The following is a 19,517-nucleotide window of genomic DNA, read 5'->3' on the forward strand; positions in this document are numbered from 1 at the left end:
TCGCCCGGATGGCACACCGAGCTCCGCATACTCCCGCCGGGCAGGCCGAGTTCTCTCGTACTCCCGCCGGGTACGCCGAGTAACCTCATGCCCCCGCCGGGCACGCCGAGTTCCCTCATCCCCCCGCCGGGCACGCCGAGTCGTCGCGCGACCGTGCCCGAGCGGCTCGCGGATCGAGCCGGGTCCGGCTCAGGCGGCGCGCTCGTCCGGGACGGTCCCCAGCGGTACCTGAGGACCGTCGCACTCGCCCAGCCAGCGCCGCAGTACGTCGTGCACCCGCTCCGCGCCGACGAGTTCGGTGTCCTCGCCGACGGGTGAGGACAGGGCCGCCGGGGAGAGCAGGAAGGGCCGCCCCTGGGCGCCGCCGAGCCCGCCGTGCGAACCGATCTGCTCCTCGAAGGCGAGGACTTCGCCCTCGTCCGGGTCGTACCAGGAGTTGACCATGATGTCGGCCGTGTGCGGGAAGGAGTGCGTCCGCCGCACGGCGCCGGCGGCGCCGGGGCCGAAGTCGGCCAGGGGGCCCGGGTGTTCGTCGTCGAGACGGTCCACCGGCGCCTCGGCGCCGTGCGCGCCGAGCACGAGGCCGCCGTGCTCCTCGCTGCGGACCAGCAGGAAGCCGACGCCGGGGTGGTTGGCGAGCGTGGACAGCAGCGCGGGGTGGCGGCGGTCGATCTCCTCCCGGCTCATCCGGTGCGGCACGTCGGGGAAGGAGATGAGACCGAGGTTGCCGGAGGCCAGGACGATGGGCTCGGAGCGGCGCCCCGACGGCCGGCGCCGCTCCTCGCGCTCCTCGACGGGCCTGCGCAGCGCGGCTCGTACGGCGGTCCGCGCCTCGGCACCGCTGTGGGTCCGCTGTGCCTTGCGGGGCACGGGCAGCCCGCAGCCGGCCCGGACCAGATTGCCGAGGCTGAGGCCGTAGCGGGTCAGGAAGGTCTCGCCCGGGCTCTGGCCGTGGTCGGAGAGCACGACGATCCGGTACGGCCGCGGGGCGTGCTCGGCGACCTTCTCGATCAGCGCGAGCGACCGGTCGAGCCGCTCCAGGATCTTCTCCGCGTCCCGGCTCCGCGGCCCGGAGTGGTGGGCCACTTCGTCGTACGCCACCAGGTCCGCGTAGACCGCGTTGCGCCCGGCGAGCATGTCGCCGATCACCGCGGCGACCACGACGTCCCGCTCGACGACGGTCGCGAAGGCACGGATGAACGGGTAGAGCCCGCCGCGCTTGACGCGGGGCCGCCGCTGCTTGAGGCGGGCCGCGGTGGACTGGCCCATCTCCCTGAAGACCTCGGCGGTGAACGACATCGCCGTACGGACGGCGTTGGCGGGATCGGAGAAGTACGCGAAGTAGCCGGCCCGCGAGCGGTTGTCCCGCCCCCTCCTCGCGGCCACGGACAGCACGAGGGCGAGCTCGTCGGCGCCGCCGCTGAAGAGGTTGCCGCGGCTCGCGCCGTCGACGGTGAGCAGTCCCCCGTCACCGGTGTGACGGACGGCCCGGCGCTGGAGTTCGGCGGCGCTGGTCGGCCGGTTGCAGACCATGACCTCCTGGGTGTCCTTCTCGTACCACCGGAAGGCCGGGACGTCGTGGTTGCTGCCGTGCAGGATGCCCAGCTGGCTTGCGCCTGTCTGGCTGGACCAGTCCGTACGCCACGCGATGAGGCGGTGGGTGGGACGGGTTCCCTCCAGCCATCGGGCCGCGGTCGGCATCAGCCCCTTGCCGATCGCCTCCCGCAGCACGTCGTGCCCGACGCCGTCGAGCTGGAGGAAGACGGCACCGGGGGTCGAGGGGCCGGGCCGCCCGTCGGCGCGCCTGCGGCGCCGGTCGGCGAGCCGGTAGAGCCGGCGCCGGTACGCGTCGTCGTCCCGTACCGCGAGGGCACCGCCGGTGGCCGAGGCGACGGCGGACATCACGGCGGCCACGACCACGGCGGTCTCGGGGGCGGCCTCCCCGTGTCCGGAGGGGTTGAGCCGCAGGGCGAGGAGCAGCAGCGAGCCGTTGAGGAAGAAGACGAGCAGGGCGAGCACGTAAGCGGGGACCAGCAGCAGCGCCCGGACGAGCAGGGGCCACACCAACGACGACAGGAGGCCGAAGACGCCCGCGCCGGCCGCCGCGGTGACCGCGATCCGCGTCGCGCTGTCCCCGGTGTCCGACTGCAGCTGGAAATCGGGCAGCGCACCGGCGAGGACGAGCATCGTGACGGTGGACACGGCCCACACCGTGATGCTCCGGCCCACCGCGCTGGCGACCCGTCGCCAACGTCCTCCGTCCACGCCCAGCCCACCTCACGTCCCGGCCCGCCCGGTCCGCGCGGCCTGCTCCCACCCTGTCACAACGGCCGGACAGGCCAGGATGTCCCCGGAAGTCCCATGGAAGTCCGCCGGGAGCCCCTCATGGAGTCCCCGGGGCGAGAGGTCAGCGGCCGTCGTATCCGGCCGTCGGCATCGACAGCCGGCGGTGGACCCGGGCCTTCATCTGGGCGTCGTACGACGGTTCGGCACTGCCCACCGTCTCGACGCGCACGCCGCGGCGCACGCACTCGGCGGTGAACTCCTCGACCGAGGCGAGGGCGCGCTCCAGCACCCGGCGGCTGGGCGCGACGAACAGATCCACGAGGCCGGCCTCGACGTCCGCCCACAGGCTGCGGTGGTCCGGGCGCAGACCGCGTACGAGGAGTTCCCGGGTGACGACATAGCCGCGCTCGGCGGCCCAGCGGGCACACATCGCGTGCTGGCTGCGGGAGTCGACGAGGAAGGGGTCCTCGTCGAGTTCCTCCAGGGGGGTCAGGCTCGCGATCGCCGTGACGCGGAGCGACGGGGGGCGCGACGCCTGGCCGCTCCGCTCGTACGAGCGCTTGAGGGCGTGCGTGCCGGAGGCAGCGCGTGCGTCTCCCATGGCGTCCCCCTCACCTCCGGGTTTCGCCGCCGACCCTACTCCTGCCCGTAGGCTCGGGGGGAGTCGCGCGAAGGAGGCAAAGAGGTGCCGGTGGAGATCACCTGGTGGGGGCACGCCACCTGCACGCTGGAGGACTCCGGGACACGCGTGCTCACCGATCCGCTCTTCGCGCGCCGGCTCGCGCATCTGCGGCGCAGGCGCGGGGCGCCGCCCCCTCCCCCGGCGGCGGTCGCCGACGTGGCGCTCGTCTCCCATCTGCACGCCGACCATCTGCACCTGCCGTCGCTGGCGAAGCTGGCTCCGGGCACCCGGCTGCTCGTGCCGCGGGGCGCCGCGCGTTCGGTTCCCGGGCTGCGGCGGCTGGACCACCTGCGGCTCACCGAGGTCGCGCCCGGCGATCGCACCCAGGTCGGTGACCTGGTCGTCCGCACGGTGTCGGCACGCCACGACGGACGGCGGCTGCCGGTCGGACCGCACCGTTCCCCCGCCGTGGGGTACGTGGTGGAGGGCGAGGCGCGGACGTACTTCGCCGGGGACACGGGGCTGTTCGCGTCGATGGCCGAGGAAGTCGGTGCGGTCGACGTGGCCCTGCTGCCGGTGGGCGGCTGGGGGCCGTATCTCGGGGAGGGGCATCTCGACGCGGGACGTGCCGCAGAGGCGCTGGCCGCGTTGCTGCCGCGCAGCGCTGTGCCGGTGCACTACGGCACGTTCTGGCCCATCGGGATGGATGCCGTGCGCCCCCATGAATTCCATGCGCCGGGTGCGGAGTTCGTGCGCCTGGCGGCCGAGCGTGCGCCCCGGGTGACGGTGCACCTGCTGGAGCACGGCGAGAGCGTGCGTCCGGAGGCCGCTCGGTGATGGCCTGGCCCGCCGCGGGAGCCGTGGCTCCCTCTCTCCTGCCGGTCAAGGGCACCGCCCCGGCGCTGTTCCTGTCCGCCACGGCCACGACCGTGCCGCCGGAGTCCACCCAGCAGGCGATCGGGTATCCGTCCCTGTTCCTGCTGGTGCTGATCGGCGCGCTGGTACCGGTGGTGCCGACGGGCGCGCTGGTGAGTTCGGCGGCGGTGGTTGCCTTCCACCAGGCGGCGCCCCTCGCGCTGCTGATGGTGTTCCTGGTGTCCTCGGTGGCGGCTTTCATCGGCGACATGTCGCTCTACTGGCTCGGCCGGCGCGGCATGGGCTCGAAGAACGGATCGCGCTGGCTGGAGGCGATCCGGGTGCGTGCCCCCGAGGACCGGCTCGCCCGGGCTCAGGAGAAGCTCGCCGACCACGGCATCGCCGTCCTCGTCCTGTCCCGTCTCGTGCCGGCGGGCCGCATCCCGGTCATGCTGGCCTGTCTGATGGCGAAGATGCCGCTGCGCACCTTCGCCCGCGGGGATGCTCCGGCGTGTCTCGCCTGGGCGGCCACCTACCAGATCATCGGCATCCTCGGCGGCTCCCTCTTCAGTGAGCCGTGGGAGGGCGTGGTGGCGGCGGTGGCGCTGACCCTCGCGATCAGCGCGGCGCCGAGTGTGTGGCGCAGGATCCGCCGGACGACACCCTCGTAGGGACGCGGTCGCCTCACCCCGGGCTCAGGGGCGCGACGACTCCCCTCAGGGACGCGACGACCGCTCCGCGAGGGGACGGAGGGGACGGGATGCCCACGCCGCGAAGGGACGGGGCGCCCGCTCCGCGAGGGACGGGATGCCCGTGCCACAAGGGGACGGGATGCCCACGCCCGCGAGGAGACATGGTCACTCCAGTACCCGCGAACCCCCCACCGCCAGATCCCACAGGTCCTCCCGTGCCAGTCCCGCCCGCTCCCAGGCGGCCCGCACCCGCCGCAGGGGCTCGAGGACCGGTTCCGCCGAGAGCACGAAGGTGCCCCAGTGCATCGGCGCCATCCGCCGCGCGTTCAGGTCGACGGTCGCCCGCACCGCCTCTTCCGGGTCGCAGTGCACATCGCTCAGCCACCACCGGGGGTCGTACGCGCCGATCGGCAGGAGGGCGAGGTCGATCCCCGGGTGGCGCTGCCCGATGCGGGAGAACCAGTGGCCGTATCCGGTGTCGCCCGCGAAGTACACGCGCTGCCCCTCGGGCGCCGTGAGGACCCAGCCGCCCCACAGGGTGCGGCAGGTGTCGGTGAGGCTGCGCTTGGACCAGTGGTGGGCGGGGACGAAGTCGAAGCGGACGCCGCCCAGTTCGGCCGCCTCCCACCAGTCCAGCTCGGTGACCCGGGTGAACCGGCGCCGCCTGAACCAGCGTCCGAGTCCGGCGGGCACGAACACCGGTGTGTCGCGCGGGAGTCGGCGCAGGGTCGGTGCGTCCAGATGGTCGTAGTGGTTGTGGCTGATGACGACCGCGTCGACACGCGGCAGCGTGCTCCAGGCCACGCCGACCGGGGTGATCCGGGCCGGGGTGCCGATGATCCTGCGGGACCAGACCGGGTCGGTGAGGACGGTGAGCCCGCCGATCCGGATCACCCAACTCGCGTGCCCCGCCCAGGAGACGGCGACGGTGCGGACGTCCACGCGGGGCAGCGGTCCCGGCTCGAAGGGCAGCAACGGGATGTCGGCGAGCCCCTCGGCGCCGGGCCGCAGGGCGCCCTCGCGGGCGAACCGCGCGAAGGCCCGCAGCCCCGGCAGGGGCGCCGTCAGCCGGTCCACGAAGGACCGGGGCCAGCTACGCCGCTCGCCGAGCGGGCGGGGCTCGGCGAGGGGAGGAGGAGGAAGGACGGCGGGGTGCCCCGGCGCCGGGGCGAGCGGGGGCACGGGATCGTCGGTGTCCTGTGCCGTGGCGCTCGTGGTCGACTCGGACTGCTGCGTCATCGAGGAGACTCCCATCGCTGAGCGTCGTCGCGGAGATCGTCGAAGACCGACCCCAACCGGGTCAACGCGCTGTGTACATGCGGCAGTTCCAGTGGCGCCGGGGAGGCGAGGGATTCCTCCCGCTCCTCGTCCGTGGAACCGAGCAGCGGCCCGGTGCCGAGGCGGACGCGGAGCGCGGCGAGGTCGTCGCCGAAGCGGTGTCCGCCCGGCGCGGGCATGCCGAGCCGGGCGGAGAGGAAGTCCTCCAGGTCCTGGGCGTCGCCGACGCCGTGCGCGACGAGGGCGGTGCGGAGCGGGCCGAGGTCGACGTACAGGTGTCTCCCGATCTGCGGGGGCCGCGCGACGGCACCGGAGCCGGTCACCGCGCGGTGGGCGGCTTCGGCCACGCGCGCGTGCAGGCGTACGGCGGCGGTGAGCCGGCCGGTGATCCCGGCGGGCTCGCCGAGCGCGTACGCGGCAGCCGCGGCGACCGGTTCGGCGACGCGCGCGCCGAGCACGGTGAGCACATCGAGGACGCGGGAGCGCAGCAGGGCACCGGACTCGTTGCCGGGGAAGCGGGCGACGGCGGCCGGCCAGCCCTGCGGCAGGAAGGGGCCCGCGAGGTCCGTGATCACGGTGACGTCGTCGGGGAGCATCTCGGCGGGGCTGAGCAGCACCGTGTCGTGCGGCCGGTGCAGGGTGTCGCGCCAGGTCTCGTCGCTGACGATGTGCAGACCCTCGCCCGCGGCGGCCTCCACGGTCTCGTGCACGACCTCGGGCGGTGCGACGGTGGCGGTGGGGTCGTCGGCCACGGACAGCAGGAGCAGACGCGGGTCGCCGCCCTCCGCCCGGACTCTGCGGACGGTCTCCAGAAGGGCGTACGGATCGGGGACGCCGCCGCACTCCGCGGGCGTCGCCACATGGAACACGGATCTGCCCAGCAGGCGTGCCTGAGGCGCCCACCACGCGGCGCACGGTCGGGGCACGAGGACGTCGCCGCCGAGCGCTCCGGTCAGGGCCAGCAGCAGCGCGGGGGCTCCTGGGGCGGCCACCACCCGGTCGGCCGCGGCGGACAGTCCGCGCCGGGTCCAGTAGCCGCGGGCTGCGTCGAGGAGCGGGGGGCCGCCGCCGAAGATCTCGGCGTCGGAGCGGTCCGCCGCGGCGGCCAGTACGGAGCGGAGTTCCGCCAGGACGGGCAGGCCCTGGTCGGGCAGCGGCGGCCCGTACCGGACCGGTCCGTGGCCTTCCGGGGCCGTCCGCCGCATACCTGCCTCCGCACCGTGCGTACTGCCGTGCCCTGTTCCGGAGCCTGCCTGTCCGTACGGTTCCGGGTACTTCCGTCCCCTTGTACAGCCCACCTCGCGCGGCTGGCCCTCCCGCGCCGTCGACCTCTCAGTGACCAGAGGCATACCGTCCCACGAGTGCTCTCGTGAGCGCTCCGGGAATTGCTCCGGGAATTGCTCCGGGGATTGCTCCGGGGATTGCTCCGGGGATTGCTCCGGGGATCGTGCCCGTCACGTCGTCATCCGTCGCACTCCCGATCGTCACGGTGTCGCCCCGCCGCTCTACCCGTGCCGCTGGCGGAGCCGGAGGACGGCCGCGCCCACGGCCCCGGCGATCAGCACACCGCCGGCGACCAGAGCCGGCACGGAATCGGTGAAGACGCCGCCCTCACCGGCTTCCACACCGCGCTGGACGGTGGGGGGACGCTCGCCGGTACCGGCGTCCGTGCCGGCGTCGGTGCCGGTCCCGCTGTCGGTGCCGTGCGTCGCCGTGGCGCCCCGGGCCACGGAGTAAGAGGCGGTCCACTGTTTCCCGTGACCGCCCGGCGGCGCGGGACAGACACCTTCCACGTCCCATCGCGACGCGCCCCCGGCATCCGGGGTGAGCTTGTCCGGGCCCACCGTGCCGGGACCGACCGTCTCCGGGCCCACAGCGTCGGGACCCACCGTGTCAGGGCCCACAGCGTCGGGGCCCACCGTGTCAGGGCCCACAGCGCCGGGGCCCACGTCGTCCGGGCCCACCGTCTCGGACCCCACGGCATCGGGGGCCATCGGATCGGGGACTCCGGGGTCGGGGACCACCGGATCGGGAACGGCCGGGTCTCCGGCCGGGGGAGCCTGTGCGGCGGCGTCGGGCGCGAGCGTGTCCGGGCTTCCGGGGGCCGGGCTCGCCGCTCCCCCGCGCACGGTGCCGGGATTCTTGGCGTCGGAGGAAGCCGCCGTGCCGGGGCCCATGTCATCGGAACCGCGCCCCGCGTCGGACCCCGTCCCGGCGGAGTCGCCGGCCGTGTCGGGAGCTTCGCCCGACCCGGCCGACGGGATGCGGGCCGTGCCGCGATAGGCGGCGCCCGCGGCGCTCGCGTCGGCGCCCTCGACGCGATGCAGTTGGACCTTGCCGTTCTCGAAGCCCTGGGAACTGGCGTCGATGAAGTCGGGCAGGGTTCCCCCGATCGCGTCACAGGTGACCGTGATGGTGAGCGTGCCGCCGGGTTCGACGGAGCCCGGGCTGACCTCCGCGGCCGGATCCGCCGACGCTGCCGACGCGGCGGCGCCCAGGGCTGCGCCGGCCAGGGCGGTGGCGTACAGGACACGGGCGGTACGGCGCATCAGCGGGGCTCCTTCGGCGGGCTGCGGTCCGAGAGCCACGGCCGTCGCGTCCCTCGGGCCCATCAGAGCCCGCCGGGCCGCCGGGCGCGAACGGCCGGGCACCATTCGCGGGAAACAGGGGCCCGAGCGGGTGACATCGCTGCGGGGCGGCGGCCGCTCCCGGGGGCGGCATCCGGCGCCTCCCCCGGTACGAAGCCCGCCGCCGAGTCCGTACGACACCCACCGCTCACCAGGTACGACGACTACCGTCGCCGGGCCCGTACGACAGCTGCCGCCGCCGCTCCGCTGGATGCGGCGCGCCGCCTCTTCCCCTCCCTCGCCCCGCTCCCCTCCCTCGCCCCGCTCCCCTCATTCGCCCGCTCCTCTCATTCGGCCGCTCCTCTCATTCGGCCGGCGGGACCAACTCCCTCTCCAGTCCGTGCCCCCGCTTGTCCACGACGGCCGCGGCGACGTCGGACAGCTTGCGGTTGGTGCCCTGGGAGATCCGGCGCAGGACCGCGAAGGCCCGGTCCGCGTCGCACCCCAGGGCGTGCATCACCATGCCGCACGCCTGGTCGATGACGGGCCGGGAGCGCAGCGCGGCGCCCAGCTGGTCGAGTTCGGTGAGCGCGGCGCGATAGGAGCGGTCGCGGACCATGCAGGTCGCCGCATGGTCGCCGAGCACGCGGGCGGCTCCGTGCGAGGCCCCTTCGAGGGCGCCGGGCCGGAAGCTGTAGAGGCTGAGCGTGACCGTCAGCCCGGCGCGGCGAAAGGGAATGGTCACGCTGGAGCGCACGCCCGCGTCGAGGGCCATGGCCCGGTACCCGGGCCAGCGCTCCTCGGACAGCAGGTCCGCCGAGTCGACGGGTTCACCGCGTTCCAGAGCGGCCGGGATCGGCCCGTCGCCGGAGCGCAGTTGCACCGAGACGAGTCCGGCGAGGTCGGGGTGGGTCACCGCGGCGGGCCGTTCGGTGCCGCCCTGGGACACCAGACTGCTCGCGCCGCAGCAGTCGGTGACGCAGCGCGTGGCCTGTTCGGCGAGTTCCGAGAGCCTTCTCCCGGGGAGGGCCGACTCGGGTGACTCCGTTCCCAGATGGCCGAGTTGATCGGTTTCCGGCATGACTCACTCCTCCTCCCTCCCCCGCCTTCCCGCCCATCTGCGCCGAAAACGAGCGCTCTCGCCCGGACCGGACCGGAGTACCCCACCTGCCCCGGAACACGTCCTGCGGGTCGCACCCCCGCCACCCCCGGCGGGCCTCGGCCGGGTTACGTTCATCGCATGGCGCTGACGGACGAATTCGGTGAAGAACTCGCGGATTTCGTGCGCCGCGTCTCGGAGTTGAAGGCGGCGCGTTCCGTGCCCGCCCGGGAACTGCCGACGGTCCTCGAGGCGGCGATCTTCGAACTCGACCATGTCGCCGAGCAGTTGTGGCCCGCGTTCCAGCGGATGTCCGACGCCGGTCCCTCCGGGATCGACTCCGTGGACCGGCAGGAGCAGCAGCTCCTGAAGGCACTCTTCCAACGGGTTCCGGTGCCGGTCGTGCTGGTGGACCGCGAGACCGTGGTGCGCCGGATGAACTTCGCGGCGACCTCGTTCACCGGTCTCCGGGCCGGTTACGCCACCGGCCGGCCGCTGACCGGGTTCCTGGCGCACGCCGACCGGGCCGCGTTCCGCTCGCAGGCGGCGGCGGTGGCGCGCGGCGAGGGCGACCGCGGGCTCACCGTGCGTCTCCAGCAGGAGCCGTCGGTGCCCGTGCGGGCGACGCTCACCGCGCTGCGGCCCAGCGGGGAGCCGCGGACCGCCGTACTGGTGGTGCTCCAGCCGGTGGACGAGGGAAGCCCGTCGGATTCCCCGGGGCACTCGGGAGACTCGGGGCCAGGTACACCGGGGCGGGCGGTGCCGAGTCTCTCCGCGACCACCCGGCACGCGGAGCTGATGGACTTGGTGGACGCCATGACCACGGCGCTGCTCGGCCGTCCGGACGGGGACCGTTCAGCGGTGCTGGACCGGGCGGCAGGGGTGCTGCACGGGCGGTTCGCGGACTGGGTGGTGGCCGACGCCGGGGCCGGACCCGGGCGGCTGTCCCGGACGGCCGTGCTCGGCCCGCCCGGGTGCGGCGAGGAGGTGGCGGCCGTGGCCGCGCAGGATCCCGCCGCGTGCCCCCTCGTCGCCGAGGCGGTACGCGGCGGGTCGCCGGCCCTGCGGGTACGTCCGGACGACCCGGACGCCTTCGGACACGACGCCTCGGGCGCCCCGGTCCTCGTCCGCGCCGACGTGACGTCCTTGCTGTGTGTGCCACTGCTGTCCGGCGCGTCCGGTTCCGTACGCGGGGTGGTGACGCTGTTCAGGAGCGGCGGCCGGCTCGCCTTCTCGATGGCCGAGGCGCAGGCGATGGACCTGATGTCCCGTCACATCGCCCTGAGGCTCTCATGGTCGGACTGATCCGGCGGGCGTCCGGGTGACCACCCGGTCGGGCCGATCGGCCGCCCCTCAGGCCGCGTCGCGCATGATCTGGTCGCGCAGCCGGGTGCAGCAGCGGCTGATGAGGCGGGAGACGTGCATCTGGGAGATGCCCAGCTCGTCGGCGATCCGGCTCTGGGTCATGTCACTGAAGAACCGCATGTAGAGAATGGCGCGTTCCCGCTCGGGCAGTGCCTGAAGCCGGGGTTTGACGGCCTCGCGGTCGATGACGGTGTCGAGGGCCGGATCGGGCGAACCGAGAGCGTCGCTGAGGGAGTATCCGTCGTCGCTGCCCGGCAGTTCGGCGTCCAGGGAGAGCGCGGTGAAGCTCTCCAGGGCCTCGAGGCCCGCGAGGACGTCCTCCTCGCTCATCCGGGCGTGCTCGGCGATCTCGGCGACGGTGGGCCGGCGGCCCGGAATGGTCTGCGACAGGTCCTGGTTCGCGAACCGGACCCGGTTGCGCAGGTCCTGGACCCGGCGCGGCACGTGCAGGGTCCACATGTGGTCACGGAAGTGGCGCTTGATCTCGCCGGTGATCGTCGGCACCGCGTAGCTCTCGAAGGCGTTGCCGAGCTCGGGGTCGTAGCGGTCGACGGCCTTGACCAGACCGAGCGCCGCGACCTGACGAAGATCCTCAGGGCTCTCGCCGCGGTTGCGGAACCGCCCCGCGAGCCGTTCGGCCATCGGCAGCCAGGACTCGACGATCTCCTCACGGAGTGCGTCGCGCTGCTGGCCCGGGGGGAGCTTGGCGAGCCTGCGGAATGCCTCCACGGTGTCGGGGGCGTCGTCGTGCGGATGGTGCGTCGCGCTCGCTTGAGTTCGCATGGTGCGTCGCAACTCCCTTGATGGTGCCTGGTGATGGACAGTCATCGTGGGAGCGCACCCGAGCGCCGGACGGGTACACCCGTGGCGCGGAAAGCCGCTCCCACGGACGTGCCTCCTGTCCGAAGCACTGCAACTGCGTCTGCCCCGCGCCATGCGGGACAAACACCGCCCGATTCTTCCTGAACCCGGGGCGCCCCTCCTCCCGGGGCAGGGATCGGTCCCTCCCGGGCCGGTCTCTCCGCGACCCGGCTCCACCCGACCGACGAGCGGACGTGTCGGGCCGGGGCCGTCGGGTACGCGATCACCACCTCGAACCTCTGGAGGGATTTCATGCAGCGAGGCAGTGACCGGTTGAGCGTTCACCGGGACGAGGAGATGAAGCACGAACTGCGCGATTTCCTCAGGTCAGGGCACCCCACCCGGACCGAGGAGTGGCACGACCCGGAGCCGGCCGCCGACGACGATCCGGTGATCGCGGGAGGCCCGGTGGTGCCGAACGGAGCCTAGAGCTCCCTGGCGACGCTGCGCCTGGAGCTGGCGCGGTTCCTGGGCCGTACCTCGTTCCCCGCGGGACCCCGTGAGCTGATCGGTGTCCTGCGCGAGAAGAACGCCCCCGACGGCCTGACCGCGTCCCTGGAGCGGCTGCCGAGCACGGCGCGCTACGGCACGGCGCACGAACTGGCGGAGGCGGTCGTGGGAGCGGGGACTCCCAATCCCTAGAAACACCGGGGACGCTGGGACACCGGGGACACCGGAGGCGTACGCGCGCGGTGAGACCCGGAGACGCCGGTGACGTCACCGGCAGAGGGCCGTCACCGAGGACGACGGCCCTCTCACGGTAGGGACGGCCCGCCCACGGAAGGTGCGCGGTCGGCCGCGTGCCCCGCGTCCGCGGACGGCCTGCTGGAGTGGGCTCGACGCGCCGAGTGCGCGGCGCGTGCGTGCCCTCAGGGGCGCCGTCCGACCAGGCAGAGCAGTTTCGTCTGGACGTCGGCGCCGGGCGGCGGCTCCTCCGGGGCCGCGAAGAGCCCGCTCTTCTCCAGCTCCGCCGCGTGCGGGGTGACCTCGCGGACCGCGAAGGTCAGCAGGTCGCCGGGGAGTTGTTCGTCGGCGCCGATGGCACGCGACAGGTCCCAGGTGTGGACGGTGAGGTCGGTGACCAGCTGCGCGCAGTAGTCGGCCGCCTGCATGTCGCCGAACGAGAGATGGACCGTACGGTCGAGCGCGCCCGGCTCCGCGAACACGGCGCGGGAGGCGTCCGCCACGGTGTCCCAGGCGGCGACCGGGTCGGGGCCGAGCAGGTCGCCCGCCAAGGCGCCGCCGACCGAGTCGACGGTGCCGCCGTCCCGGACCAGCGCGGGCACCCACGCCTGCTCGGAGACGAGATGGCCGACCAGGTCGCGCACGCTCCAGGCGGTGCACGGCGTGGGGGCGTCCCACTGGTCGTCGCGGACGGCGTGGACGCGGCGGCCGAAGAGGTCCAGGGCCTCCGCCTGCCGGCTCAGGATCGGATTCGGCTCGGCCGGATACGGGTCGGTCATGCCGGCGGCACCCCCGCGGGTCCGCGGTCCCGGGCCCCCTCGCGGGTACGGCCCGCCGAGACGGGCCGACGCGGGTGACGGCGCAGATACTCGCCCTCCAGCTGGGCCATGCGCACGTTGTGGGTGTGCAGCGCGTCGTTCGAACCGTGCAGCAGCGTGTCGTGGCGGGTGCGGTGGATGGCCTCCAGCTCTTTCATCAGCTGCTGGTCGTCCAGCCGGTCCGGGTCGACTCCGATCATGGTGCTACCCCGCTCGTCGTGGCCGTCGGTGCGGTCCGGGCACCCGCCCGGGCAAGCCCTGCCCCGAGCGGCGTCCGTGAGAGCCATGGATTGAGACCTACTCCCACCACTCTACGAACATCCGGGGTGCCAGGCCTCCCCGGGACGCCCAGGGTGCCTGGGGTGCCGGGGGAAGCCCGGGGTGCCCAGGGAGGCCCGGGGTGCCCGGCGGAAGGCGGAGGTGCTCGGGATGCCGGCGAAGCCCGGGCTTGCGGGCCCGGCTTCGACGGAGCGGGCGGGTCCGGCCTCACCAGGACGCGCCCGGCCTCCGGCACCGCACAGCGACCTCCGGCCGAGACCGGTGACACGAGGTGCTCGGCGAAGCCCGGGCTTGCGGGCCCGGCTTCGACGGAACGGGCGGGTCCGGCCTCACCAGGACGCGCCCGGCCTCCGGCACCGCACAGCGACCTCCCGCCGAGACCGGTGACACGAGGTGCCGGGGAGACCCGGGCTTGCGGGCCCGGCTTCGACGGAGCGGGCGGGTCCGGCCTCACCAGGACGCGCCCGGCCTCCGGCACCGCACAGCGACCCGGCCGAGGCCCGTGGCCCCAGGTGCCCTGGGAAGCCCGGGGTGCCGGGGAAGCCCGGGACGAGCGGACTGCCGGGAGGCAGGGGACCGGCGGGCCCGGTTCGACGGAGTGGGCGGGTTCGGCCTCACCAGGGCGGGACCGGCTTCCTGCACCGCGCAGCGGCCCCCGGGCCCAGGCCGCGAGTCCGGCGCCGCGGTCTACCTGGCCCGCTCCACGCGGCGCTCGTCCCAGACCGGCTCCTGCGTCTCCCGGACGCGGCCGTCCGAGCCGAAGACCAGGTAGCGGTCGAAGGAGCGGGCGAACCAGCGGTCGTGGGTGACCGACAGGACCGTCCCTTCGTACGCCTCGAGGCCTTCCTGAAGAGCCTCGGCGGACTCCAGGTCGAGGTTGTCGGTCGGCTCGTCAAGCAGCAGGGCCGTCGAGCCCTCCAGCTCCAGGAGCAGGATCTGGAAACGCGCCTGCTGGCCGCCCGACAGCCTCTCGAAGCGCTGCTCGGCCTGGGCGGTCAGCTCGTAGCGGCGCAGCCTGGACATGGCGGCTCCGCGGTCCTGCGAGTGCTCGGTCCACAGGATGTCGAGGAGCGTGCGGCCCTCCAGCTCCGGGTGGGCGTGCGTCTGCGCGAAGTGCCCGGCCACCACGCGGGCGCCGAGCTTCCACTCGCCGGTGTGCGCGACGTCGCCGCCCGCGAGCAGCCGCAGGAAGTGCGACTTTCCCGAGCCGTTCGAGCCGAGGACGGCGACGCGCTCGCCGTAGAAGATCTCCAGGTCGAACGGTTTCATCAAGCCGGTGAGCTCAAGCCCCTTGCAGGTCACCGCCCTCACCCCGGTCCGTCCGCCGTGCAGCCGCATCCTGATGTCCTGCTCGCGCGGCGGCTCCGGAGGCGGTCCGGCCTCCTCGAACTTGCGCAGCCGGGTCTGCGCCGCCGCGTAACGGGACGCCATCTCATGGCTGACGGCGGCCGCCTGACGGAGGTTCAGCACCAGCTTCTTGAGCTGCGCGTGCTTCTCGTCCCAGCGCCTGCGCAGCTCCTCGAAGCGCGCGAACCGCTCTCGCCTGGCCTCGTGATAGGTCGCGAAACCGGCGCCGTGCACCCAGGCGTCCGCGCCGGCCGGGCCGGGCTCGACACTGACGATCTTCTGGGCGGCACGGGCGAGGAGTTCGCGGTCGTGGGAGACGAACAGGACGGTCTTGCGGGTCTCCTTGAGCCGCTCCTCCAGCCAGCGCTTGCCGGGCACGTCGAGATAGTTGTCCGGCTCGTCGAGCAGCAGCACCTCGTCGGTGCCGCGCAGCAACGCCTCCAGCACCAGGCGCTTCTGCTCACCTCCGGACAGGGTCCTGACCAGGCGCCACTGGGCCTTCTCGTAGGGGATGCCGAGGGCGGCCGTCGTGCACATGTCCCAGAGGGTCTCGGCCTCGTATCCGCGGACCTCGGCCCAGTCGGACAGCGCCTGCGCGTAGCGGAGCTGTGACGCCTCGTCGTCCACGGTCATCATGGCGTGCTCGGCGGCGTCCACGGCCTTCGCCGCCTCGCGGATCCGGGGCGGGGCCACGGAGACGAGCAGCTCCCGCACGGTCGTCTCGTCGCGCACGGACCCCACGAACTGCCGCATCACGCCGAGCCCGCCGCCCACGTTGACGGTCCCCCCGTGGGGCTTGAGCTCCCCCGAGATCAGCCGCAGCAGCGTCGTCTTCCCGGCGCCGTTGGGCCCCACCAGGGCCACGACGGCCCCTTCCCCCACCCGAAACGACACATCGCCGAGCAGCGCCCTCCCATCGGGAAGGTAGTACTCAAGGTGTGCGGCTTCGAGATGTCCCATGGGCAGGCATTCTCCGGGGAGCGGCGGTGAGGGGCAAACGCGTATCCGACCAGGGACCCGGCACGAGGGCGAGGAACCGGCGGATCCGGGGTAGACGGACCCGCATGACCCCGACCCCAGACGTCGACCTCACCGCCCTCGTACCGGGCCGCCATGCCCTTCGGGACCGCCTCCTGGCAGTGGACTGCCGGGTCTTCGAGGCGGTCGCGGCGCGGCACTGGCCGGGCGGCGACCCGGTGCTGCCGCGGCTGAGCCGCAGCGCGAACCACGGTGTCCTGTGGTTCGCCACCGCCGCCGCCGTCGCGGCGAGCCGCACTCCGCGGGCCCGCCGGGCCGCCGCCCGGGGCGTCGCCTCGCTCGCCCTCGCCTCGGCCACCATCAACACGCTCGGCAAGCGCTCGGTACGCCGCACCCGCCCCGGACTGGACCCGGTGCCCGCCATCCGGCAGCTGAAGCGGCAGCCGATCACCACGTCGTTCCCGTCGGGGCACGCCGCCTCCGCCGCCGCGTTCGCGACGGGTGTGGCACTGGAGTCCCGCGGCTGGGGCGCGGCCGTCGCTCCGCTCGCGGCGGCGGTCGCACTGTCCCGCGTCTACACCGGCGTCCACTTCCCGAGCGACGTGCTGGCCGGTGCGGCCCTCGGCGTCGGCGCCGCCTACGCCGTGCGGGGACTGGTGCCGACCCGGGACCAGGTGACTCCGGCCGGCCGGCCGCGCGTGGACGCGCCCGCGCTGCCCGAGGGCGAGGGCCTGGTCGTCGTGGCCAACACGGGCTCGGGCAGCGCGGAGCGGGTCGGCGCGCTGGCCGCCGCGCTGCCCCGCGCGGAGGTGGTGGAGTGCGATCCCTCCGCCATACGGGAGGAGCTGGAGAAGGCGGCGAGCCGTGCCCGGGTGCTGGGCGTGTGCGGGGGCGACGGCACGGTGAACACCGCGGCCGAGGTCGCTCTGCGCCACGGCGTCCCCCTCGCCGTCCTGCCGGGCGGCACCCTCAACCACTTCGCCCACGACCTCGGGGTCGAGGGCGAACGCGATCTGGTCCGCGCGCTCCAGGAGGGCGAGGCGGTCCAGGTGGACGTGGGCCGGTTCACGTCCGGCGACCAGGAGGGCATCTTCCTCAACACCTGCAGCCTGGGCATCTACCCGGAGCTGGTGCGCGAGCGGGAGAACTGGTCCAAGGTGATCGGCAGCTGGCCCGCCGGTGTGCTCGGCGCCCTGCGCGTGCTGCGCGCCGACCATCACCCGCTGCGGGCCGAACTCGGCGGCCGCACGCACCCGTTGTGGCTGCTGTTCGCCGGCAACGGCACCTACCACCGGATGGGCCTGGCGCCCGCCCGCCGCTTCGACCTCGCGGACGGGCGGCTGGACGTACGGGTCGTGCACGGTGGCCGCCATCCCGCGATGCGTCTGCTGGCCGCGGCCTTCGCGGGCCCGCTGACGCGCTCTCCCGCCCACGCTGCCGTGCGGGTGGGGCATCTGCGCATCGACGGTGTCGCGCCGGGCACGCTTCTCGCCTACGACGGTGAAGTCACCGAGGTCAGCGGCGAGGTGACGCTGCGCAAGAGCCCCGAGGCGCTGACCGTCTACCGCCCGCTTCCCGCGCACTGAGGCCGGTCCCGCGCACGCTCGCCGTTCCCTCGCGCACTCGGGCGACGGTCCGGTTCCGTGACCCCATCGGCATGCCTCGGCCCGCGCAACACCCCATCCAGGACTGTCCACATGGCAAGATACGGGTCTCATTATTCGACATGCCCGCGTACGGTGATGCCATCGCCTCGCGGAGTCGGCAGACGCCCGAGCGAGGCCCCGTAGGACGAGAAGGGGAAACGGTCATGTCGAAGCCGCAGGAGACCGCCGTCTACACGCACGGCCACCACGAGTCGGTGCTGCGCTCGCACACCTGGCGCACCGCCGCCAACTCGGCGGCCTACCTGCTCGACTCGCTGAAGCCGCACATGAAGATCCTCGACATCGGCTGCGGGCCGGGCACCATCACCGCCGACCTGGCGGAACGGGTGCCGGACGGGCAGGTCACCGGCGTCGATCACGCGCCCGGCATCCTGGACCAGGCCCGCCGGGTGGCGGCCGAACGCGGCCTGCGCAACGTCGACTTCGCGGTGGCCGACGTCCACGCGCTGGAGTATCCGGACGACACGTTCTGCGTGGTGCACGCCCACCAGGTGCTCCAGCACGTGGGCGATCCGGTGCAGGCGCTGCGCGAGATGCGCCGGGTCACCAAGCCGGGCGGTTTCATCGCGGTCCGCGAGTCGGACTACTCGGCCATGACCTGGTACCCGGAGGTACCGGGCATGGACGACTGGCTGGACCTCTACCTGCGGGTCGCCCGCGCCAACGGGGGCGAGCCCGACGCGGGCCGGCGTCTCAAATCGTGGGCGCTGGCCGCCGGCATCCGGGACATCGCGGCCACGTCGAGCACCTGGACCTTCGCCACCGAGAGCGAGCGGGAGTGGTGGAGCGGCCTGTGGGCGGACCGCACGGTGGCCTCGGCCTACGCGGAGCGCGCCACCGAAGCGGGGCACGCGACCGCGGAGGAACTGCGGGCGGTGTCGGACGCCTGGCGGCAGTGGGGGCGGCAGGAGGACGCCTGGTTCTCCGTGCTGCACGGAGAGATCCTCTGCCGAAAGGAAGCCTGACCGGCAGAATCCCTGACGGCCCGCGATCCAGCGACGGCTCTGGATCTCGGGCCGCGGTGCGTACGGCTCGGGCGGCGAGGGATACGGTCAGGGCGCGTTCGGGGCGGGGGGACGGTCAGGGCGCGTTCGGGGCGGCGGGGACGGTCAGGGCGCCTTCCTCGCGAAGTCCGTGACGCCCGTGAAACCCGTGAGGCCCGTGGAACCCGTGAAGGAGTACGCCGCCCACGGTCCCGTGAGCACCACGCGCACCCCCGGTTCCTCGCGCAGGCTTCCGTTCACCCGCTCCACGAATTCCTCCGATCCCGCGCGCGGCACCAGATAGGCGGCATCGAGCACATTGACGTCCGCCGTCTGAGGAGAGGCCGGATTCTGCGGGGTGCGCACCAGGGATTCGTCGGCGCACCGGGAAAGGGCACCGTGCAATCGGTGCGTGAATTCATCCGCGCGTTCCCCTGTTCCACTGGAAGGCCCGGCGGTTTCGGCGTACACCTTCACGCCCCATTCCACCCGCCCGTCGAGCCGGTCGAGGGCCCGCAGGAACTCCTCCTCGCGTTCCTCCATCATCACGCGTACGCCGCTGTCGTCCCGGAGCACGGTGGCGAGCCGGAGCGGCAGCGGGCTGGTGACGGCGGTGAGCGCGTCGATGACGCCCTGGTGGGCGCGGGCCGTCGCCTCCAGCCACTCCACGTCCTCCAGCCGGCGACGCAGCGGCTCCGCCGCGAATTCCCGCTCCGGGACCGAGCCGACCACGGCGATCAGGTCGCCGTGGCGCAGCAGCTTGGGCGGGACGCCCGCGACCCCGGCCAGTTCGGCCGACAGCGCCGCCGGGAAGGGGCGGCAGATCGCGTAGACATAGCGCAGAGTGGTCATGAGGTCTCCTCCCGCGGGTCCACGCGGCTCCGGCCCCCACGAGCCGGTCACGCAACTCCCGTTCCTGCTGGGCGAGTCGGGCATGTCGAGCACCCGTCGAAGCGGCGGGGCCGCCCGCCCGTCCACCGGGGGGCGGCGAGCGGCCCGCACCGCCGTCGGCTGGACGCGAGAGACGGCCCCCACCACCGTCGGCGAGGTGCGACGCCCGGCCCGGACCGTCGGCGGCAAGGTGTGAACGCCGGCCCGCGTCCCCGTGGGCGGAACGCGGGAGCCGGCCCGCACCG

17 protein-coding genes and 1 pseudogene are annotated in these 19,517 nt (G+C 73.9%); 7 read left to right on the forward strand and 11 right to left on the reverse strand.

What is annotated here, in order from left to right:
• Positions 1-189: 189 nt before the first annotated feature.
• A complete protein-coding gene (locus OOK38_RS01730) occupies positions 190-2,265 on the reverse strand; it encodes an alkaline phosphatase family protein (RefSeq protein WP_266763857.1) in 2,076 nt (691 codons plus the stop codon).
• A 142-nt stretch (positions 2,266-2,407) separates the two neighbouring features.
• Positions 2,408-2,887 (reverse strand): hypothetical protein, encoded by a 480-nt coding sequence (locus tag OOK38_RS01735; protein ID WP_266763856.1) that lies wholly within the window; start codon positions 2,885-2,887, stop codon positions 2,408-2,410.
• Between the two features lie 84 nt (positions 2,888-2,971).
• Between OOK38_RS01735 and OOK38_RS01740 the strand changes: the two genes are divergently transcribed.
• On the forward strand, positions 2,972-3,745 hold the full coding sequence (locus tag OOK38_RS01740) for an MBL fold metallo-hydrolase (RefSeq protein ID WP_266763855.1): 774 nt from the start codon (positions 2,972-2,974) through the stop codon (positions 3,743-3,745).
• Positions 3,746-3,810: 65 nt separating this feature from the next.
• Complete coding sequence (locus OOK38_RS01745) at positions 3,811-4,434, forward strand: DedA family protein (protein WP_266765928.1); 624 nt, start codon at positions 3,811-3,813, stop codon at positions 4,432-4,434.
• Positions 4,435-4,620: 186 nt separating this feature from the next.
• Here the strand turns inward: OOK38_RS01745 and OOK38_RS01750 are convergent, their stop codons facing one another.
• The 4 genes from OOK38_RS01750 to OOK38_RS01765 form a co-directional block, all read right to left on the reverse strand.
• Positions 4,621-5,694 (reverse strand): MBL fold metallo-hydrolase, encoded by a 1,074-nt coding sequence (locus tag OOK38_RS01750; protein WP_266763854.1) that lies wholly within the window; start codon positions 5,692-5,694, stop codon positions 4,621-4,623.
• Positions 5,691-6,938 carry an aminotransferase class I/II-fold pyridoxal phosphate-dependent enzyme gene (locus OOK38_RS01755; protein ID WP_266763853.1) on the reverse strand — a complete coding sequence of 416 codons (1,248 nt, stop codon included), beginning with the start codon at positions 6,936-6,938 and terminating at the stop codon, positions 5,691-5,693. Before OOK38_RS01755 ends, OOK38_RS01750 begins: the two co-directional genes overlap by 4 nt.
• 300 nt (positions 6,939-7,238) lie before the next feature.
• Entirely contained in the window at positions 7,239-8,282 is a 1,044-nt protein-coding gene (locus OOK38_RS01760) for a hypothetical protein (protein ID WP_266763852.1), read from the reverse strand.
• Between the two features lie 382 nt (positions 8,283-8,664).
• Positions 8,665-9,381, reverse strand: coding sequence for an ANTAR domain-containing response regulator (locus OOK38_RS01765; RefSeq protein WP_266763851.1), 717 nt, complete (start codon positions 9,379-9,381; stop codon positions 8,665-8,667).
• Positions 9,382-9,540: 159 nt separating this feature from the next.
• Here OOK38_RS01765 and OOK38_RS01770 point away from each other — a divergent pair, with 159 nt between their 5' ends.
• Positions 9,541-10,704 (forward strand): PAS domain-containing protein, encoded by a 1,164-nt coding sequence (locus OOK38_RS01770; RefSeq protein WP_266763850.1) that lies wholly within the window; start codon positions 9,541-9,543, stop codon positions 10,702-10,704.
• 48 nt (positions 10,705-10,752) lie between these two features.
• Here OOK38_RS01770 and OOK38_RS01775 read toward each other — a convergent pair whose 3' ends face one another.
• On the reverse strand, positions 10,753-11,547 hold the full coding sequence (locus OOK38_RS01775) for an RNA polymerase sigma factor SigF (protein WP_266763849.1): 795 nt from the start codon (positions 11,545-11,547) through the stop codon (positions 10,753-10,755).
• A 330-nt stretch (positions 11,548-11,877) separates the two neighbouring features.
• On the opposite strand from OOK38_RS01775, the pseudogene OOK38_RS01780 reads away from it, so the two are divergent.
• A pseudogene (locus tag OOK38_RS01780) lies at positions 11,878-12,267 on the forward strand (DUF2795 domain-containing protein).
• A 227-nt stretch (positions 12,268-12,494) separates the two neighbouring features.
• On the opposite strand, the gene OOK38_RS01785 reads toward OOK38_RS01780, so the two are convergent.
• The 3 genes from OOK38_RS01785 to OOK38_RS01795 all read right to left on the reverse strand — a co-directional run bounded on the left by OOK38_RS01785 (position 12,495) and on the right by OOK38_RS01795 (position 15,713).
• Positions 12,495-13,088 carry a TIGR03086 family metal-binding protein gene (locus OOK38_RS01785; protein WP_266763848.1) on the reverse strand — a complete coding sequence of 198 codons (594 nt, stop codon included), beginning with the start codon at positions 13,086-13,088 and terminating at the stop codon, positions 12,495-12,497.
• Positions 13,085-13,327 (reverse strand): DUF6158 family protein, encoded by a 243-nt coding sequence (locus OOK38_RS01790; protein ID WP_266763847.1) that lies wholly within the window; start codon positions 13,325-13,327, stop codon positions 13,085-13,087. Before OOK38_RS01790 ends, OOK38_RS01785 begins: the two co-directional genes overlap by 4 nt.
• Positions 13,328-14,093: 766 nt before the next feature.
• Positions 14,094-15,713 (reverse strand): ABC-F family ATP-binding cassette domain-containing protein, encoded by a 1,620-nt coding sequence (locus OOK38_RS01795; RefSeq protein WP_266763846.1) that lies wholly within the window; start codon positions 15,711-15,713, stop codon positions 14,094-14,096.
• A 104-nt stretch (positions 15,714-15,817) separates the two neighbouring features.
• On the opposite strand from OOK38_RS01795, the gene OOK38_RS01800 reads away from it, so the two are divergent.
• Together OOK38_RS01800 and OOK38_RS01805 are read left to right on the forward strand one after the other, a co-directional pair.
• Entirely contained in the window at positions 15,818-17,317 is a 1,500-nt protein-coding gene (locus OOK38_RS01800; protein WP_266763845.1) for a bifunctional phosphatase PAP2/diacylglycerol kinase family protein, read from the forward strand.
• A 224-nt stretch (positions 17,318-17,541) separates the two neighbouring features.
• Positions 17,542-18,363 carry a class I SAM-dependent methyltransferase gene (locus OOK38_RS01805; protein ID WP_266763844.1) on the forward strand — a complete coding sequence of 274 codons (822 nt, stop codon included), beginning with the start codon at positions 17,542-17,544 and terminating at the stop codon, positions 18,361-18,363.
• Between the two features lie 144 nt (positions 18,364-18,507).
• On the opposite strand, the gene OOK38_RS01810 is transcribed toward OOK38_RS01805, so the two are convergent.
• Positions 18,508-19,233: a GvpL/GvpF family gas vesicle protein gene (locus OOK38_RS01810; protein WP_266763843.1), complete on the reverse strand. Its 726-nt coding sequence runs from the start codon at positions 19,231-19,233 to the stop codon at positions 18,508-18,510.
• On the opposite strand from OOK38_RS01810, the gene OOK38_RS01815 reads away from it, so the two are divergent.
• Positions 19,232-19,468, forward strand: coding sequence for a hypothetical protein (locus tag OOK38_RS01815; protein ID WP_266763842.1), 237 nt, complete (start codon positions 19,232-19,234; stop codon positions 19,466-19,468). The genes OOK38_RS01810 and OOK38_RS01815 overlap by 2 nt on opposite strands.
• Positions 19,469-19,517 lie beyond the last annotated feature (49 nt).

The organism is Streptomyces sp. NBC_00568 (assembly GCF_026341855.1).
In the GTDB taxonomy this organism is placed as follows: domain Bacteria; phylum Actinomycetota; class Actinomycetes; order Streptomycetales; family Streptomycetaceae; genus Streptomyces.

Excerpts from the sequence above, each read along its gene's own strand:
- OOK38_RS01735 (WP_266763856.1), bottom strand. The coding sequence starts at position 2,887 with ATGGGAGACGCACGCGCTGCCTCCGGCACGCACGCCCTCAAGCGCTCG.
- OOK38_RS01750 (WP_266763854.1), bottom strand. The coding sequence starts at position 5,694 with ATGACGCAGCAGTCCGAGTCGACCACGAGCGCCACGGCACAGGACACC.
- OOK38_RS01755 (WP_266763853.1), bottom strand. The coding sequence starts at position 6,938 with ATGCGGCGGACGGCCCCGGAAGGCCACGGACCGGTCCGGTACGGGCCG.
- OOK38_RS01760 (WP_266763852.1), bottom strand. The coding sequence starts at position 8,282 with ATGCGCCGTACCGCCCGTGTCCTGTACGCCACCGCCCTGGCCGGCGCA.
- OOK38_RS01765 (WP_266763851.1), bottom strand. The coding sequence starts at position 9,381 with ATGCCGGAAACCGATCAACTCGGCCATCTGGGAACGGAGTCACCCGAG.
- OOK38_RS01770 (WP_266763850.1), top strand. The coding sequence starts at position 9,541 with ATGGCGCTGACGGACGAATTCGGTGAAGAACTCGCGGATTTCGTGCGC.
- OOK38_RS01775 (WP_266763849.1), bottom strand. The coding sequence starts at position 11,547 with ATGCGAACTCAAGCGAGCGCGACGCACCATCCGCACGACGACGCCCCC.
- OOK38_RS01785 (WP_266763848.1), bottom strand. The coding sequence starts at position 13,088 with ATGACCGACCCGTATCCGGCCGAGCCGAATCCGATCCTGAGCCGGCAG.
- OOK38_RS01790 (WP_266763847.1), bottom strand. The coding sequence starts at position 13,327 with ATGATCGGAGTCGACCCGGACCGGCTGGACGACCAGCAGCTGATGAAA.
- OOK38_RS01795 (WP_266763846.1), bottom strand. The coding sequence starts at position 15,713 with ATGGGACATCTCGAAGCCGCACACCTTGAGTACTACCTTCCCGATGGG.
- OOK38_RS01800 (WP_266763845.1), top strand. The coding sequence starts at position 15,818 with ATGACCCCGACCCCAGACGTCGACCTCACCGCCCTCGTACCGGGCCGC.
- OOK38_RS01805 (WP_266763844.1), top strand. The coding sequence starts at position 17,542 with ATGTCGAAGCCGCAGGAGACCGCCGTCTACACGCACGGCCACCACGAG.
- OOK38_RS01815 (WP_266763842.1), top strand. The coding sequence starts at position 19,232 with ATGAGGTCTCCTCCCGCGGGTCCACGCGGCTCCGGCCCCCACGAGCCG.
- OOK38_RS01810 (WP_266763843.1), bottom strand. The coding sequence starts at position 19,233 with ATGACCACTCTGCGCTATGTCTACGCGATCTGCCGCCCCTTCCCGGCG.